Origin of the sequence: Proteiniphilum propionicum (assembly GCF_022267555.1) — a bacterium.
Classification (GTDB): Bacteria; Bacteroidota; Bacteroidia; order Bacteroidales; family Dysgonomonadaceae; genus Proteiniphilum; species Proteiniphilum propionicum.
The window spans coordinates 1706483-1722500 of record NZ_CP073586.1; the positions used below are offsets into that span (position 1 = coordinate 1706483).

The 16018-nt window shown below is 39.6% G+C and carries 16 protein-coding genes, 1 tRNA gene and 1 rRNA gene; 10 read left to right on the forward strand and 8 right to left on the reverse strand.

Annotated elements, in window-relative coordinates; translation table 11 throughout:
• Positions 1-57: 57 nt before the first annotated feature.
• Together KDN43_RS06935 and KDN43_RS06940 are read right to left on the reverse strand one after the other, a co-directional pair.
• Positions 58-384: a helix-turn-helix domain-containing protein gene (locus KDN43_RS06935; RefSeq protein WP_238869067.1), complete on the reverse strand. Its 327-nt coding sequence runs from the start codon at positions 382-384 to the stop codon at positions 58-60.
• Between the two features lie 32 nt (positions 385-416).
• The gene (locus tag KDN43_RS06940; protein WP_238869069.1) at positions 417-755 is read right to left on the reverse strand and encodes a helix-turn-helix domain-containing protein; all 339 of its coding nucleotides are present in this window, start codon (positions 753-755) and stop codon (positions 417-419) included.
• Between the two features lie 433 nt (positions 756-1188).
• Between KDN43_RS06940 and KDN43_RS06945 the strand changes: the two genes are divergently transcribed.
• From KDN43_RS06945 to KDN43_RS06960, 4 genes are all read left to right on the forward strand, one after another.
• Complete coding sequence (locus KDN43_RS06945; RefSeq protein WP_238869070.1) at positions 1189-1554, forward strand: TIR domain-containing protein; 366 nt, start codon at positions 1189-1191, stop codon at positions 1552-1554.
• Entirely contained in the window at positions 1554-2528 is a 975-nt protein-coding gene (locus KDN43_RS06950; protein WP_238869072.1) for a caspase family protein, read from the forward strand. Before KDN43_RS06945 ends, KDN43_RS06950 begins: the two co-directional genes overlap by 1 nt.
• A gap of 162 nt (positions 2529-2690) precedes the next feature.
• Positions 2691-2834, forward strand: coding sequence for a hypothetical protein (locus tag KDN43_RS06955; RefSeq protein ID WP_238869074.1), 144 nt, complete (start codon positions 2691-2693; stop codon positions 2832-2834).
• Positions 2835-3035: 201 nt separating this feature from the next.
• Positions 3036-3120 (forward strand) — tRNA-Leu (locus tag KDN43_RS06960).
• Between the two features lie 495 nt (positions 3121-3615).
• Here the strand turns inward: KDN43_RS06960 and KDN43_RS06965 are convergent.
• On the reverse strand, positions 3616-3993 hold the full coding sequence (locus KDN43_RS06965; RefSeq protein ID WP_238869077.1) for a Na+/H+ antiporter NhaA: 378 nt from the start codon (positions 3991-3993) through the stop codon (positions 3616-3618).
• Positions 3994-4018: 25 nt separating this feature from the next.
• Complete coding sequence (pepE, locus tag KDN43_RS06970; RefSeq protein WP_238869078.1) at positions 4019-4726, reverse strand: dipeptidase PepE; 708 nt, start codon at positions 4724-4726, stop codon at positions 4019-4021.
• Between the two features lie 111 nt (positions 4727-4837).
• Here pepE and KDN43_RS06975 point away from each other — a divergent pair, with 111 nt between their 5' ends.
• Positions 4838-5503: a DNA alkylation repair protein gene (locus tag KDN43_RS06975; protein WP_238869081.1), complete on the forward strand. Its 666-nt coding sequence runs from the start codon at positions 4838-4840 to the stop codon at positions 5501-5503.
• Here KDN43_RS06975 and KDN43_RS06980 read toward each other — a convergent pair.
• Together KDN43_RS06980 and rlmH are read right to left on the reverse strand one after the other, a co-directional pair.
• Positions 5500-5685, reverse strand: coding sequence for a hypothetical protein (locus tag KDN43_RS06980; protein ID WP_238869083.1), 186 nt, complete (start codon positions 5683-5685; stop codon positions 5500-5502). The two genes, KDN43_RS06975 and KDN43_RS06980, sit on opposite strands and share 4 nt — an antisense overlap.
• Before the next feature lie 79 nt (positions 5686-5764).
• Complete coding sequence (rlmH, locus tag KDN43_RS06985) at positions 5765-6238, reverse strand: 23S rRNA (pseudouridine(1915)-N(3))-methyltransferase RlmH (protein ID WP_238869085.1); 474 nt, start codon at positions 6236-6238, stop codon at positions 5765-5767.
• A gap of 240 nt (positions 6239-6478) precedes the next feature.
• On the opposite strand from rlmH, the gene nadC reads away from it, so the two are divergent.
• The 4 genes from nadC to KDN43_RS07005 all read left to right on the forward strand — a co-directional run bounded on the left by nadC (position 6479) and on the right by KDN43_RS07005 (position 11631).
• Positions 6479-7324 carry a carboxylating nicotinate-nucleotide diphosphorylase gene (nadC, locus tag KDN43_RS06990; protein ID WP_238869429.1) on the forward strand — a complete coding sequence of 282 codons (846 nt, stop codon included), beginning with the start codon at positions 6479-6481 and terminating at the stop codon, positions 7322-7324.
• A 94-nt stretch (positions 7325-7418) separates the two neighbouring features.
• Entirely contained in the window at positions 7419-7853 is a 435-nt protein-coding gene (locus tag KDN43_RS06995; protein WP_238869089.1) for a dCMP deaminase family protein, read from the forward strand.
• Between the two features lie 13 nt (positions 7854-7866).
• The gene (locus KDN43_RS07000; protein WP_238869090.1) at positions 7867-9501 is read left to right on the forward strand and encodes a S41 family peptidase; all 1635 of its coding nucleotides are present in this window, start codon (positions 7867-7869) and stop codon (positions 9499-9501) included.
• A gap of 177 nt (positions 9502-9678) precedes the next feature.
• Complete coding sequence (locus tag KDN43_RS07005) at positions 9679-11631, forward strand: polysaccharide biosynthesis protein (protein ID WP_407681787.1); 1953 nt, start codon at positions 9679-9681, stop codon at positions 11629-11631.
• A gap of 9 nt (positions 11632-11640) precedes the next feature.
• Here KDN43_RS07005 and KDN43_RS07010 read toward each other — a convergent pair whose 3' ends face one another.
• Both KDN43_RS07010 and KDN43_RS07015 read right to left on the reverse strand, forming a co-directional pair.
• A complete protein-coding gene (locus KDN43_RS07010) occupies positions 11641-13479 on the reverse strand; it encodes an ABC transporter ATP-binding protein (protein WP_238869093.1) in 1839 nt (612 codons plus the stop codon).
• 96 nt (positions 13480-13575) lie between these two features.
• Complete coding sequence (locus tag KDN43_RS07015; protein WP_238869094.1) at positions 13576-13722, reverse strand: hypothetical protein; 147 nt, start codon at positions 13720-13722, stop codon at positions 13576-13578.
• Positions 13723-14277: 555 nt separating this feature from the next.
• On the opposite strand from KDN43_RS07015, the gene KDN43_RS07020 reads away from it, so the two are divergent.
• A 16S ribosomal RNA gene (locus KDN43_RS07020) occupies positions 14278-15811 on the forward strand.
• The last annotated feature ends 207 nt before the right edge of the window (positions 15812-16018 follow it).

Sequence of the window (16018 nt, forward strand, 5' to 3'; positions counted from 1 at the left end):
CAGACAAACTAAACAAAACATAAAAAGAAAATAAACCAACCGGATATAACTAACTAATCAAGCCAACTCTTCTTCCTTTTCATCGTTAATACCGTTTCTCTTATCTTTCCCAAAATTCAGGCGTATAAAATTGCTCACATCCGACTCTTTATAAAAAGTTTTTCCATAAAGCGTATGGTAAGGCAATTCCTTTGATGAACGATACCGTTGTAAGGTACGTTTGCTAATATTCAACAACTTACATAGGTCATAATTGTCATAGAGAAGTTCCCCGTCAAGGTAACACCTCTGTTTTGACATGCTGACCAACGTTTTATCTATCTTATCCAGACGATTGATAATGTTTTGTATCTTCTTTTCGAAAAATTCTTTTTCTATAAACATAGTCGCAGCTTTAGTAATGGAATTGATAACCCTTATCCACGGACTTTTAACGAATAGTTTCTTTTAAAGTCTTCTACAGTAACGGGATCAGACTTGATAATCCGTTCATCCAGGCAACGCTCTATTTCTGAGAGCCGGTACAAACATCTTCCCCGCAACATGGAATAGTTTATGATGTTTTCCTTTCGTAAGCGTTGTAGTGTGCGTGTACTAATACGTAATAATTCAGCAACTTCGTTGCTGTCCATCCAGATATCATTAGCCGAATCTTTGGTCTTAGACTGCTCCGCTTTTATTACAAAGCTTGCAATCCGGTCTATTTTATCTATCAGCTTTTTATAAGCTTCACTGTCGAATGTTATAACTTCCATATTTTCGTCATTTTTATTTCATACCGCAAATATGGGGCGATTTAGACAGGGAGTTTTCATACTCGCTAGCGACTCGCCTAATTTTTTTGATATATCGATTTTCTCAGTAGAAAAATCTGTCACCCAATGTAAACTGGAAAAACATTACATGTTTTCCATAATGAGAATGATTGAACGAAAAATAATAAAATTTTCATTTTATTGAATATAAATACATTAATATTGGTATCTTTGAAAATTGAAATTTATCGGATTCCAATATGCAAAATAACCTACGTAAAATTGAAAGAGGAAAGAAGTGATAAGTGTTGATTATGTAGTTTATATTCAAATATTTAATTGATAAATATGAAAATTACATTTACGAATGTTCTATAAATTAAATGTTACATACCATATTTTACAGACACCCTAAAACTAAAACAGACAGTTTATGAAGAAAGTTATTTTTATCGCATTTGCTATTGAAGACGAGAGACAAAGAGATTTTCTTAAAGGACAATCCCTCCTGACTTACTCCCCATTTGAATATGTTGACATGTCGGTTAAAGAACCATATAGTGAAGATTGGAAGTCAAGAGTGAGAACTCGAATCAGACGTTCAGATGGAATTATTGTTTTGGTCAGTAAAAATTCACTATCTTCTTCAGGCCAGAAATGGGAAATTCAATGTGCTAAGGAAGAAGGGAAAAAGATTCTTGGAATCTGGGCTTATTCAAATGATCGTACTGAAATCTCAGGTATTACAACTAAAGTTTGGTCTTGGGACACCATTAAGAACTTCATAAATTCCTTATAATGAAAATCGCTTTAATCGTTGGAATAAATCACTATCCTAACGGAGGAGATTTGTACGGTTGTGTTAATGATGCATATTCAGTCAAAGGTATTTTAGAACGAAATTTTGATGGTTCAGTTAATTTTGACTGCAAACTATTGACAGCCTCAAATGCAAAAGAATCCATTGAAAGAGGGGAACTAAAAGATGCAATAACACAACTATTTACGACTAAAGCAGAAGTTGCTCTTTTATATTTCGCTGGGCATGGGCATATTGAAACAACTGGAGGTTACCTATTAGGAAGTGATGCTAAAAGAGGAGATGACGGTATTTCTTTAAATGATATATTGCTGCTGGCAAATGATTCACCAGCAACCAACAAAGTTATAATATTAGACAGTTGCCATTCCGGGATTGCTGGAAATGTTCCAAACATAAAAGACAGTGCATTAATTAGTGAAGGTATAACAATATTAACGGCTTCTACCTCTGACCAATATGCTTCGGAAAAAGATGGTAGTGGTATTTTTACGACATTGCTAGTTGATGCACTAAGCGGAAGTGCCTCCAATATTTTAGGTGACGTTACACCTGGTAGTGTTTATGCTCATATTGACCAATCATTAGGGGCGTGGGAACAACGACCTATTTTTAAAACAAATGTTCGGAATTTTATTTCTTTGAGAAAGGCGGCTCCTTCGATAGAATTAGACGACTTACGAGCAATTAAAGATTTATTTCCAACAGCTGGATTTGAATTTAAACTAGACCCTACCTACGAGCCTGAAATGAAAGGACGAGATGCTGGAATGCCTGATCCAATAGAAGGTAATACTAAAGACTTCGCTCTTTTGCAAAAATATAATAGACTGAACTTGCTTAGACCTGTGGATGCACAACATATGTGGAATGCGGCTATGGAAAGCAAATCTTGTAAACTAACTGCATTAGGAGAGCATTATAGAAAACTTGCTGAAAACAACAGAATATAGTACAGCATATAACATCGCAGAAGCAAAAGACGAGGCGAAGTGCTTCGTATAAATATTTGTGCCATATTTGCCGTGTTCCGCTTCGTATTATAACGTGCAGTGCTAAAAATTCCGATCGACAATGCGCGGCTCGTTATGTGCTATCAAATCAATTACCAGAGTATGAATATTGAGAAATTTATTAGAATAACTACAAACTTGACGGATGAAAATAAAAAGGCTTTAGTACTTGTCGAGAAAAAGATTAGTGCGGCTAATTACTCACCTCTTTTGTATCAGTATTTGGAAAAAATAGAAGAAATCTGATTTTAAGACTTGTATAATTCAAAAAAAGAGACTACTTTTGAACCTGAAAAGGAAACAGGTTGCCAGAGGACGCTTGTATGACAATTTAAGACAAAATAAAGGTACTAAATCGGTACTTAGTCGTTAAGTTTATTTTGGAAAGAATTTATTCTCAATAATATAGCGAAAGCGGGTTCGAGTCCCGTCTTCCGCTCCAGGTCCGCTCGGATGGTGGAATGGTAGACACGCAAGACTTAAAATCTTGTGGCCATTATAGGCTGTGCGGGTTCAAGTCCCGCTCCGAGTACTCTGAAAGGCTGCAAATCTATTGATTTGCAGCCTTTTATGTTTCTCCGTGGCGCCAAAGGGGCGCCCAGCTCAACGCAACAAAAACTTTAAACATCTTTAACGGTCGTATAATAATTTGAGGGAAAATTCCCAATATTTTCCTTTTTATCGTTATTTTTGCCAATGATGTTATTTTGAAATAATTCATGGAATCATTTTTTCTCCGCCAAGTTTTGCCATTGCATTCTTGAGTCTGTTCCAAAAACCCCATTTTACCAATTTCACCCCCTTTACAAGGTGTTGTGAATGGGGTGTTTTTCAAGAAAAAGACTTATCAGAGCGGACTCATTCTTTAAAATATAAATTATTGCCACTTTATTACAGCTATATTAATAACCAGACAACTTCTAATTTTGGTGTCGAACTTAATCTTTATCGACATTCATCGTTACACCCTGCATGGAGTGTAAGGTTTAGGGATTAATCTTAATATGGCTCTTGCACGCTTTGATCTCTAATGCTTTAACTTTTGTTCCTTTATGCTGTGGAATATTTTAAACCATGTATAACTCACCATCATTGCCAATCCAGAAGCAGTAAGTATAGCCAGCTTGGCCGTGTCGCGGAGCATTGTGTTTCCGGGAAATGCCAGGTTCGACACGAAGATTAACATCGTAAAGCCTATTCCCGCAAGTATTCCAATTCCAATAAATTGAAACCGGTTTACAGGAGTTGCCAACCGCACAAGCCTTAGTTTGGTTAAAATAAATACAGCCAGAGTGATACCCAAGGGTTTCCCAAGGAATAATCCTGAAATAATGCCCAGTGATAAGGAAGATCCAAAGTTGGCAATCGATTCAGATGGCTGCAAGACTGCCTGTCGTGAGCTCATCGTTGATAATTAATATACTCCAAAATCAGTGTAGGAGAAAACTGAAATCGTCTTCATTTGATAGCTCCAGAGGTTCCTGACCATATTTGAAGATACGTGCTTTTCGGTTTCCTGCAAGTGTCAGCTCTTCATCTTCGAGGAGAAGCATGGTGCCTTCACGCAGGCCCACAACGTATATACTCCTGTTTACTTCAATGAACTCTTTTATTCGTGTTTCGCGGGTCTCGCCACCGTGGTTTGCGGGATGATCGTCAAGATAATGAGGATTAATCTGAAATGGTATCAGATTAAGCGTCTTAAACTTTTCAGGCTCCACAATAGGCATATCGTTGGTTGTCATAAGAGTAGGACAGGCAATATTTGATCCGGCACTCCATCCGATATACGGAGTCCCCTTTTTTACTTTTTTACGGATCGCTTTTGTTAACTTGTTATTCTGAAGCATTTTCACCAGTTGCCATGTGTTCCCGCCTCCAACTACTATTGCATCGGCGTTCTCAATAGCCTCCACCTGATTTAAGAAGCGATGGATGCTTGTAACATGATGCCCTATCTCGGCAAAACGTGTGTTTACTTTCTCTTCATACTCTTCAAACGAAAATGTGACAGCAGCGTAAGGGATGAAAACGGCATTTATTGCTTTTTTACCCAGAAATTCTTTAATATGGTTTTTGGAATATTCCAAATATCCTTCTCCTGGATTTGTTGAGTTGCTGATTAATAGGAGTTTCATTGTAATTATTTTTTCAATTAAAATGCAAATGTAATAAAATGAAGTATGAAAATTGTTGTTTTAGCGATGAATAACGTACTTTTGCAAGTAATTTTATTTAAAAAAATAACTGTGGAACAAATTTTACAAAAAATCCGCACCGATTTACGTTTGTCCATGAATGGTGTCATTGCCTCCAGTATGAGGAGTAAGGGGATTGACTTCCGGATGATTTTTGGTGTGGAGATACCCAAGCTAAAACAGATTGCAGCCAGTTACAAATCTGACAAGATACTGGCGGAAGCGTTGTGGGAAGAGGATGTACGTGAGATGAAAATACTGGCAACCATGTTGTTCCCGCCCGATAAGCTTACTAAAGAAGCAGCTGATAGATGGGTAACCGGAATTGTTAATCAGGAGATTCGCGAACAGATATGTAAAAATCTTTTCCAGGAGGTCGATTTTTCTGATGATTTAGTCAGGGAATGGGCTAGGAGCGATGATGAAAGTGTACGTACTACAGGTTATTGGTTGTTTGCAAGATTGTGCATCATTCGCTCCGAATCTGTACATGGGATAGATATGGATGAGTTGCTGGAAGATGTTATAACCGACTTAAGAGGAGCATCACTGTTTTTGCGTCAATCGGCTTTGAATGCATTGAAATTTTACGGTAGAATATCACATGGCAACGCAGAAAAAATTCTGAGCAGTGTTGTGTCTTTTAAAAATTCCGATATCATACCAGAACGGGAGATGTTCGATCAGCTTCGATTTGAATTCGGATATTATAGTTAGCCTTTGTAATTCTTTTTGATAAAAAACATAGACAGGAACAGGTTCAATATCAGGAATCCACCGCTTCCGGCGAAGAAGAATCCTTTCCATTTAGGAAAAACTAATAGTGACACCACTGAAAATATTGCAATAATTGCAATAATAATCCACATTACAGTAAATATTGTTTTTTTCTGTGTCATCGTATCTCACTTTTTTACAAAAATAATAAAAAATATTCAGCCAAGCTCCATTTTTTATCCAATTCGTGGTAAATGATTTTCAATCATGATGATAAGGCTCGTTGTTTAAAATGGTTAAAGCCCTGTAAAGCTGTTCTGTAAAAACAAGCCTGACCATTTGGTGTGTAAAGGTCATTTTAGAGAGTGAAAATCTCTCATTTGCTTTATCGTACATATCTTGTGAAAATCCATAAGGGCCTCCAGCAATAAAAACCAGTCGTTTATGAACGTAGTGTGTTCTTTTTTCTATGAATCCGGCAAACTCCACAGAAGAGTACTGTTTGCCTTTATCATCGAGTAAAACTATATGATCTGATGGCTGCAGTAGTTTAAGTATACTGTTTCCCTCTTGTATCTTTTGTTCTTTTTCAGAGAGGCTTTTCGTGTTTTTAACATCAGGTACGGTCTTTATTTCGAACTCAATGTAAAAATTCACTCTTCTGTTATACTGCTCTATAATTTTTGAGAAAAAAGGATCATCCGTTTTTCCTACAGATATTAAAATGATCTTCAACCTCTTATTGAAATATTATATGTTAGACAGTTAAAATTAGAGTAGCTGGTCCCATGCTATCATAAAGTTTCTTGTTTTTTGTAGTATTGCATTGAAAAATGCGCTAGAAGCATGAAAAAAGCCTTTATAGGCACAAAGTTAGTTGATTATTTTGTATTTTTGCGCTGTTATTAACGTGAAATTATAACAAAAAGGGCATTTGCGTTGTTTATTGTGAAATGTCTCTATTTCGTTTTTATGATGGAAGAAAAAGAATTGGTTCATAACCTTATTAAATTGGCTTTTGCCGAAGATATTGGCGATGGAGACCATACCACCCTGTGCAGTATTCCCGATACGGAAACTGGACAATCGAGACTGTTGATAAAGGAAGATGGTGTTCTTGCAGGCGTGGAAGTGGCCAAAGAGGTTTTTAATATATTCGACCGGGATTTGCGGGTGGAAGTTTTTATACATGATGGTACGCATGTCAAACCGGGCGATGTTGCGTTTGTTGTTTCAGGCAAGGTGCGGTCGATTCTTCAAACTGAACGCCTGGTGTTAAACCTAATGCAGCGGATGAGTGGCATTGCTACCATCACAAATAGTTATGTAAAGTTGCTGGAAGGTACCGGTACCAAGGTGCTCGACACCCGAAAAACCACACCAGGCATGCGTATATTTGAAAAGCAAGCAGTAAAGATCGGCGGAGGTGAGAATCACAGAATTGGTCTTTTTGACATGATACTTCTTAAAGACAATCATGTTGATTTTGCGGGGGGAATTGAAAAAGCTATTACCGGCGCTCATCAGTACCTGAAAAAAAATAATAAAGAACTTAAAATTGAAATTGAGGTAAGGAATCTTGATGAACTGGAAGAGGTTCTTAGAGTAGGCGGCGTAGACAGGATAATGCTTGACAATTTCAACCCCGAAAAGACCAGGGATGCGGTGAAAAGAGTTAACGGACTGGTTGAGCTTGAATCATCAGGAGGAATTACCATAGAGACAATTCGCGAATATGCCGAAACAGGTGTGGATTATATATCTGTTGGCGCATTGACTCACTCGGTGAAGAGTCTCGACATGAGTTTGAAAGCAGTTTGACAAGGTGCGTGGTGAGTCTGCGGCTTGTACTCACCCCAGTAAGCAGGTAATCAGATATGGTTATCTAAAACTTTTTGTTATAAAAAAATAATCGATGAAACAAAACGAAAATAAACAGGAATTGCTTGATAAAAGGTATATGCGTATGGCTTTTATCTGGGCAGAGAATTCGTACTGTAAGCGCAGGAAGGTAGGTGCTCTCCTGGTGAAAGATAAAATGATAATTTCCGACGGTTATAACGGAACGCCGTCAGGTTTTGAAAACGTATGTGAAGATGAGAATGATATTTCCAAACCATATGTGCTTCATGCAGAGGCAAATGCTATTACAAAGGTGGCTCGTTCGGGGAACAGTAGTGATGGGGCAACACTTTATGTAACCTCATCACCATGTATTGAATGTGCCAAGCTGATAATACAGGCCGGAATAAAAAGGGTTGTATATTCCGATTCTTACAGGCTAAGTGATGGAGTTGATCTTTTGAAAAGGGTGAATATTGAACTTGTTTCGGTAAATATTGATAAATAAAGAAAGGGATTGAATGGATTCAGAAAAAAAAATACGGACATGGTTACCTCTTTGTCTTGGTATCGGAATTGCACTGGGAATATTTATAGGAAGTAAATATGGGCAATATGGAAGATCAGGCGGGGTGGAAGGTTCCGGTAAAATTGACGCAGTGTTGAACTATATCCGTGAATCATACGTAGATACAGTCAATATGCGTCAACTTGTGGAAGATGCACTGCCAAATATTATACATGAGCTGGATCCACACTCCGAGTATATTTCGGCTGCAGATATGAAGAGGGTTAATGAAGACCTCGAGGGCCACTTCTCTGGTATAGGCGTCAGTTTCTATGTATTAAAAGACACAATTGTGGTTACGGGCATTGTACCCGGAGGCCCTTCTGAAGCAGCCGGTATTAAGCCGTGGGACAGAATTGTGGAAGTGAACGATTCTCTGGTTGCAGGGAAAAAGATCCAGAACGAAGATGTATTGAAGGTCCTTCGTGGTGAAAAAGGCTCTGAGGTGAAACTGGGAATAAGAAGGGATAATGGCAACGACTTGCATGAAATAACCGTTACCCGTGGCGATATTCCGATGAGCAGTGTGAATGCATCCTATATACTTAGGGATAAAATAGGTTTTATCAAGCTTGGAAGGAACTTCGGATTTAATACATTCAGCGAATTTATATCAGCTATTTCAAAGTTGAAAAGTCAGGGAGCTTCATCTTTTATAATTGATTTGAGAGGAAATGCAGGTGGTTCACTTGAAATTGTGGTAGCCATGATTAACGAGTTTTTAAATAAAGGCGAACTAATAGTTTATACGGAAGGGCGGAGTTTCCCGCGGACCGACAATTACGCCAACGGCTCTGGGACATGCAAAAATGATGATGTGGTTGTGCTTATTGATGAGTTAAGTGCTTCGGCAAGTGAAATCTTTGCCGGTGCCATTCAGGATCACGACAGGGGGTTGGTAATTGGCAGACGCTCATTCGGAAAAGGACTGGTACAGAGCCAGCGTAATTTCCCTGACGGATCGGCAATAAGGCTCACCGTTGCCAGATATTACACAGCATCAGGCAGATCCATTCAGCGCGGGTATGAAAAAGGAAAGTATGACGAGTATGAGATGGATGCCATAAATCGTTATATTGAGGGCAATTACGTTAATGTAGATACAATATCGAATAACCTGATTCCTTTTAAAACTAAGGGTGGCAGAACCGTTTATGGAGGAGATGGCATTATGCCCGATATCTTTGTTGCACGTGATACTAGCGGTATCAACTCTTATTACAATCTTATTGTAAACAACCGGCTGGATGAGAGATACGCAATGATATATTCCGACATGTACAAAAAAAGGCTAAGCAGTTTTGAAACATGGCCGGACCTCTACAAACATTTGCGTCAGCAGCCGCTTCTTATGAATCTAGTAAGCTTTGCCGATAATAACGGAATAAGAAGAAGGCCCTACTATATTCAGGAGTCGAGCGAACTTCTTGAGAATGTGATGTGTGCATATATTGTGAGAAATTTCTTCGGAGAAGAGGCTTTTTGGGAGGCATATTATAAAGATGATCAGCTTATAAAGAAAGGAATTGAGCTGATTGAAACAGGCAATGCCACACGTGAATCTATAATCAATGAAACCTATAAATAAATTTCGTGATGAGCTTAGCCCGTAATAAGTAATTTTTCAACGCAACGTTGTATTTACTCTTTAGCGAGTCGAATGGTTCGGCCCGAGGTATATTTTTTAAAAGATTGCATCATTTATTAGCTGGAATACTTTTTTGATTGTTTTATTTTTGAGTCCAGCTAGCCTTAAAATAAATTCATCATGGGTAAATTTTTACAGAATTTTTTGTCAAGCAAGGTTTTGTCAAGATCCTCGATTTTTGTAATCGATATTTTCATGGTCGTTTTTTCATGTATGACCATGTATTTTGTTAAATATGGCTTCAGCAGTTTTACTTCAGAGGTGAGAGTTGACAGTACTACTTTGTGTTTTCTTCTTATACTTTTTAATACCATCACATTTATTTCATTTCGTACATTTAGCGGTATTTTACGGTTTTCATCTTTTACTGACCTTCTTAGGATTATTTATGCATTGGGTTTGGGTTATGGGCTTACCTTCCTTGCTGTGCTTTTTCTGAGGAGGTTCATTCCCGCTTTTCATCTCACCAATGTAACTTTTGTAGCAATATTTTTTCTGAATATCTTTTTAATGATATTTTCGCGTATTTTGGTAAAGGAGGTCTATGAAACAATTGTCGGCAGAAGCTTCAAGCCTGTAAATGTTTTTATCTACGGTACCAAGCAGGCCGGTATAAGTGTGGCTAAGGCTTTAAAAGGCAACAATGAATTCAATTACCGTGTACTTGGATTTATTTCCGACGAAAGTCATATGATTGGAAAAGAGTTGATGGGAGTGGCCATTTATGCCAATAACGATAATCTCTTCAGAACAATGGAAAGTAAAGATGTGAAGACCATTATTGTATCGCCTCAAAAGATGGAAGAGATTAAAGATTCCGATATGTTGGGTAATTTTGTTGATCATAACATTTCTTTATTTACCACTGTCCCTTTGAACGAATGGAATGGAAAATTCATGGGCAAAGAACAATTGAAGGATATCCAGATTGAAGATCTGCTTCCACGTGATCCCATTCAAATCAATATGGTTGAGATTGCCTCCAACATTGAAGGTAAACGTGTGATGGTAACCGGAGCTGCCGGCTCTATTGGAAGTGAGATTGTACGCCAGGTGGCCAGGTTTAATCCATATAGCATTATCCTGATTGACCAGGCCGAAACGCCGTTACACGACATGCGTAGAGAGTTGAGAAACAACTGGCGGGAGTTACATACTGAGATCATCGTTGCAGACGTAAGTAATACGTCGAGGATGGAAAAGATTTTCGCCAAAACACGTCCCCAATACATTTTTCATGCAGCAGCCTATAAGCATGTACCTATGATGGAGGATAACGTTTCGGAGTCGGTTCAGACAAATATCCTTGGAACCAAAATAGTTACTGATCTTGCCGTAAAGTACAATGCGAACAAGTTTGTGATGGTCTCAACGGACAAAGCCGTGAATCCCTCAAATGTGATGGGATGCTCCAAAAGAATATGCGAGATATATGTACAGTCGATGGCAAAGCATCTAGAAAAAGCAGGGCGAAAAACAACCCAGTTCATCACAACACGTTTCGGAAATGTGCTGGGATCAAATGGTTCTGTAATTCCTCTCTTCAAAGAACAGATAAAAGAGGGAGGCCCGGTAACTGTTACTCATCCTGAGATTATCCGCTATTTTATGACAATTCCCGAAGCTTGTCAGCTAGTGTTGGAGGCCGGAGCTATGGGAAAGGGAGGAGAGATTTATATTTTCGATATGGGTAAGCCTGTAAAAATAATTGATCTGGCCAAGAGAATGATCAGGTTGTCAGGGTCAAAGAATATAAAGATCGAGTTTACCGGATTGCGTCATGGCGAGAAGCTTTACGAAGAGTTGCTGAACAATGCCGAGCATACAAAGCCTACCCATCATGAGAAAATAATGATTGCCAACGTGAGGGAGTATGAATATTCAGAGGTATCCCATATGATTGATTCACTTATAAATGTCTCTTACGAGTATGATGATATGCGTACGGTTAAAAAGATGAAAGAGATAGTCCCGGAATTCCGGAGTATAAACTCACCATTTGAAGTTGTTGACAGGTTGTTAGATAAGATGTCGGAAGAGGCTTCTTTTGTCCATTTTTCTAAAGAATAGGCACAGATATTATTCGCTGAAGTCGATCTGCATATCACATAGCTTTGTGTAATAGCCTCCAAGCTCATAAAGAGATGTATGCTTCCCCGATTCTACTATCTTTCCCTCATTCATCACATAAATTACGTCGGCATTCTTGATAGTTGACAGCCTGTGGGCAATCACTATTGTTGTGCGGTTTCTCATAAGGTTTTCCAATGCCTCCTGTACTAGTCTCTCCGAATCTGTATCCAGAGCAGAAGTGGCTTCATCCAGAATCAGGATTTCAGGATCTTTTAAAATAGCCCTTGCAATGCTTATACGTTGCCTCTGGCCACCTGAAAGTTTTCCGCCCCTATCTCCTATATTTGAGTGGTATCCCTTCTCTGTTGCCATGATAAAGTCGTGTGCATTTGCTATCTTGGCTGCTTCAATAATCTGGCTCTCTTTTGCATCAGCAACACCAAAAGCGATGTTATTGTAAAAAGTGTCATTAAAGAGTATCGCTTCCTGGTTCACATAACCTATAAGTGATCGCAAGTCCCGTAGTCTAACATCTTTTATGTTTATACCGTCGATATATACACCGCCTTTCTGAATATCATAGAAACGTGGCAACAGATCGGCCATTGTGGATTTACCCGAACCAGATTGTCCTACCAGGGCTATGGTTTGCCCCTTCTCAATATTCAGGCTTACTCCCTCTATTACCCAGTCGTTTTTATATCTGAACCAAATATCTTTATAGTTTATATTCTTATTGAAAGATATTTTTGATGGTTGTTCAGGATCACAGATAGTATTCTTCGCATCCAGTATTTTGTCGATACGTTCCATTGATGCAAGGCCGCGTTGTACTGCATAGGCCGACTTAGAGAATTCTTTGGCCGGATTGATGATACTGTAGAAAATTGTCAGATAGTAAATAAAAGTTGCGGCATCTATTATACCGTTTCCGCTTAGGATTAGCGACCCTCCAAACCAAAGCACAATAGCAATTGTAATGGTGCCTAACAGTTCACTCATTGGATGCGCCAGCTGCTGCCTGCGGGCTATCCTGTTTGACATTCTCCTGAAATCATCGCTACCGGCACAAAATCGTCTTGAAATTTTGTTTTCTGCATTAAACGCCTTTATGACCCTTAAGCCACTTAAAGTCTCCTCCACCTGCGACATTAGCTCACCCCACCTGTTTTGTGCATCGAGAGAACTCCTTTTCAGGGTTTTGCCCACCTGCCCCATTACATAGCCCATAACTGGCAGAACAACTAGTACAAAAAGTGTGAGCTGCCAGCTTAATATTGTCATTGTAGTAAGATAGATAAGTATGAGTATGGGATTTTTGAACAGCATATCAAGTGAGCTCATTACAGAATTCTCTACCTCATTCACATCTCCGGATATTCTTGCCAGTATATCACCTTTTCTCTCCTCAGTGAAAAAGCCGATGGGTAGTGTGAGAATCTTGTCGTTTATCCGGTTCCGGATATCTTTCACCACGCCGGTTCTTACTGGAATGATGAAATACGACCCTAAATAAGCAGTACCTGTTTTCAAAAATGTCATTACAATGAGTATGATTGCCAGTGCCATCAATGTAAAACTGCTGCCATGAGTATCAATAAGCTGAGTAACATACCAGTTTACATTGTTAAGCGTGGTATCTACAAAAGAGTAGTCTGTCCCTTTCCAGGGGATGAATGAAAATGTTTTTGTATTCACCTTGAATAAAACCTGAAGAATAGGAATAATTGTCGCCAATGAAAAGACATTCAGTATGGCGGTTAGTATGTTGAGTACAAATGCCAGGAAAACATATTTCTTATAAGGTGGCAGAAACCGTCTTAAAATATTGAAGATACCTTTCATCTAATGTAAGCTTTTGAAATTGTTGTAGCCCGAACAGGGGCGTATCAAGATTTTGTGCGAAGATAGTCATAAAATATTATACGTTTTCAAAAAATCCTATTTTATCTCGAATGATGAACCGATGGTGGTCCTGAAAAAGCTCTGTGATGACCCTGTGATGACCCAGCCGCGTCCCATCCATGATCCATCCATGATCTGTTGATGATCCGGTGAACTTCGGGAATAACTCTGGAAAAATCTCATTTTTTATCTTTTTTTCCGCTGTTTGTTGGCTGCAGCAAATAATATTTACTAGGGTAATGCTATTGCCAGTAATGGCACGATATAACTAGAAATGACTCCTACGCTCATTATTTATTGAAAAAAGTTGATTTTTTTTTACTTTTTTAATTACCTGATTATCTTGTTTGTGAATCGATAATTGGAGAATTTTGAAAAAAAAGTATTAAATTATTCGCTTTTTAGTTTGCACAGTAAAAAAACAATCTCTATCTTTGCACCCGCTTTTGGGAACAAGATATCCCGAAACAAAACGGAAGCGATCTTTAGATATTTACATACACGTTTTTTAAAAAGACAAAGCAGAGTATACAAGTGCTTGATTTTTTTTGACAGAAGTCGAGCAATATTGGTACCCGTTCAATTAATAATAAAAAGGAATAAATCGTGAATCCGGGAGTTGATAATGGATTAATGATCTCATTCATTCGTAGAGTTTATTTTTCGGTTTTGTATTAAGCATTTCACATTTTTGGATGTTTATTCAAGGCAGTTTCAAGGAAACAAAAAAACAAATATACAATGAAGAGTTTGATCCTGGCTCAGGATGAACGCTAGCGATAGGCCTAACACATGCAAGTCGAGGGGCATCACATGAAGCAGCAATGCAGATGGTGGCGACCGGCGCACGGGTGAGTAACACGTATGCAACCTGCCTTCAACAAGGGAATAACCCGTTGAAAGACGGACTAATACCCTATAACACAGGGGCTCCGCATGGAGATATTTGTTAAAGATTTTATCGGTTGAAGATGGGCATGCGTTCCATTAGCTAGTTGGTGAGGTAACGGCTCACCAAGGCAACGATGGATAGGGGAACTGAGAGGTTTATCCCCCACACTGGTACTGAGACACGGACCAGACTCCTACGGGAGGCAGCAGTGAGGAATATTGGTCAATGGACGCAAGTCTGAACCAGCCACGTCGCGTGAAGGAAGACGGCCCTACGGGTTGTAAACTTCTTTTGTAAGGGAATAAAGTGATTCACGTGTGTTTCATTGCATGTACCTTACGAATAAGGATCGGCTAACTCCGTGCCAGCAGCCGCGGTAATACGGAGGATCCGAGCGTTATCCGGATTTATTGGGTTTAAAGGGTGCGCAGGCGGAAGATTAAGTCGGCGGTGAAATTTTGCAGCTTAACTGTAAAAGTGCCTTCGAAACTGGTTTTCTTGAGTGTAGATGAAGTAGGCGGAATTTGTGGTGTAGCGGTGAAATGCATAGATATCACGAGGAACTCCTATTGCGCAGGCAGCTTACTAAACTACTACTGACGCTCATGCACGAAGGCGTGGGGATCAAACAGGATTAGATACCCTGGTAGTCCACGCAGTAAACGATGATTACTCGCTGTTTGCGATACACTGTAAGCGGCCAAGCGAAAGCGTTAAGTAATCCACCTGGGGAGTACGTTCGCAAGAATGAAACTCAAAGGAATTGACGGGGGGCCCGCACAAGCGGAGGAACATGTGGTTTAATTCGATGATACGCGAGGAACCTTACCCGGGCTTGAAATGCATCTGGCCGGCCGCGAAAAGCGGCCTTCCCTTCGGGGCAGATGTGTAGGTGCTGCATGGTTGTCGTCAGCTCGTGCCGTGAGGTGTCGGCTTAAGTGCCATAACGAGCGCAACCCTCATCGTTAGTTACCATCAGGTGAAGCTGGGGACTCTAACGAGACTGCCATCGTAAGATGCGAGGAAGGTGGGGATGACGTCAAATCAGCACGGCCCTTACGTCCGGGGCGACACACGTGTTACAATGGGTGGTACAAAGGGCAGCTACATGGCGACATGATGCTAATCTTCAAAACCACTCTCAGTTCGGATCGGAGTCTGCAACTCGACTCCGTGAAGCTGGATTCGCTAGTAATCGCGCATCAGCCACGGCGCGGTGAATACGTTCCCGGGCCTTGTACACACCGCCCGTCAAGCCATGGAAGCCGGGGGTACCTGAAGTCCGTAACCGTCAAGGAGCGGCCTAGGGTAAAACTGGTGACTGGGGCTAAGTCGTAACAAGGTAGCCGTACCGGAAGGTGCGGCTGGAACACCTCCTTTCTGGAGAGACTCCTTGTTAACATGCCGTCAAATGGGCTTTTCACGGAAATATAAGATTTGGGAATTGTTATTTTCATGTTGTATTTCCGGTTCACGATCCTTTTTTTTTCTATTTTTTCATGAATATCGGCTTTCATATCCACATCTTGTTTGTATGTTTGCCGCAGTTGGTACCATAACTGTTTTACTTCCTGCTGTTTTACTGTT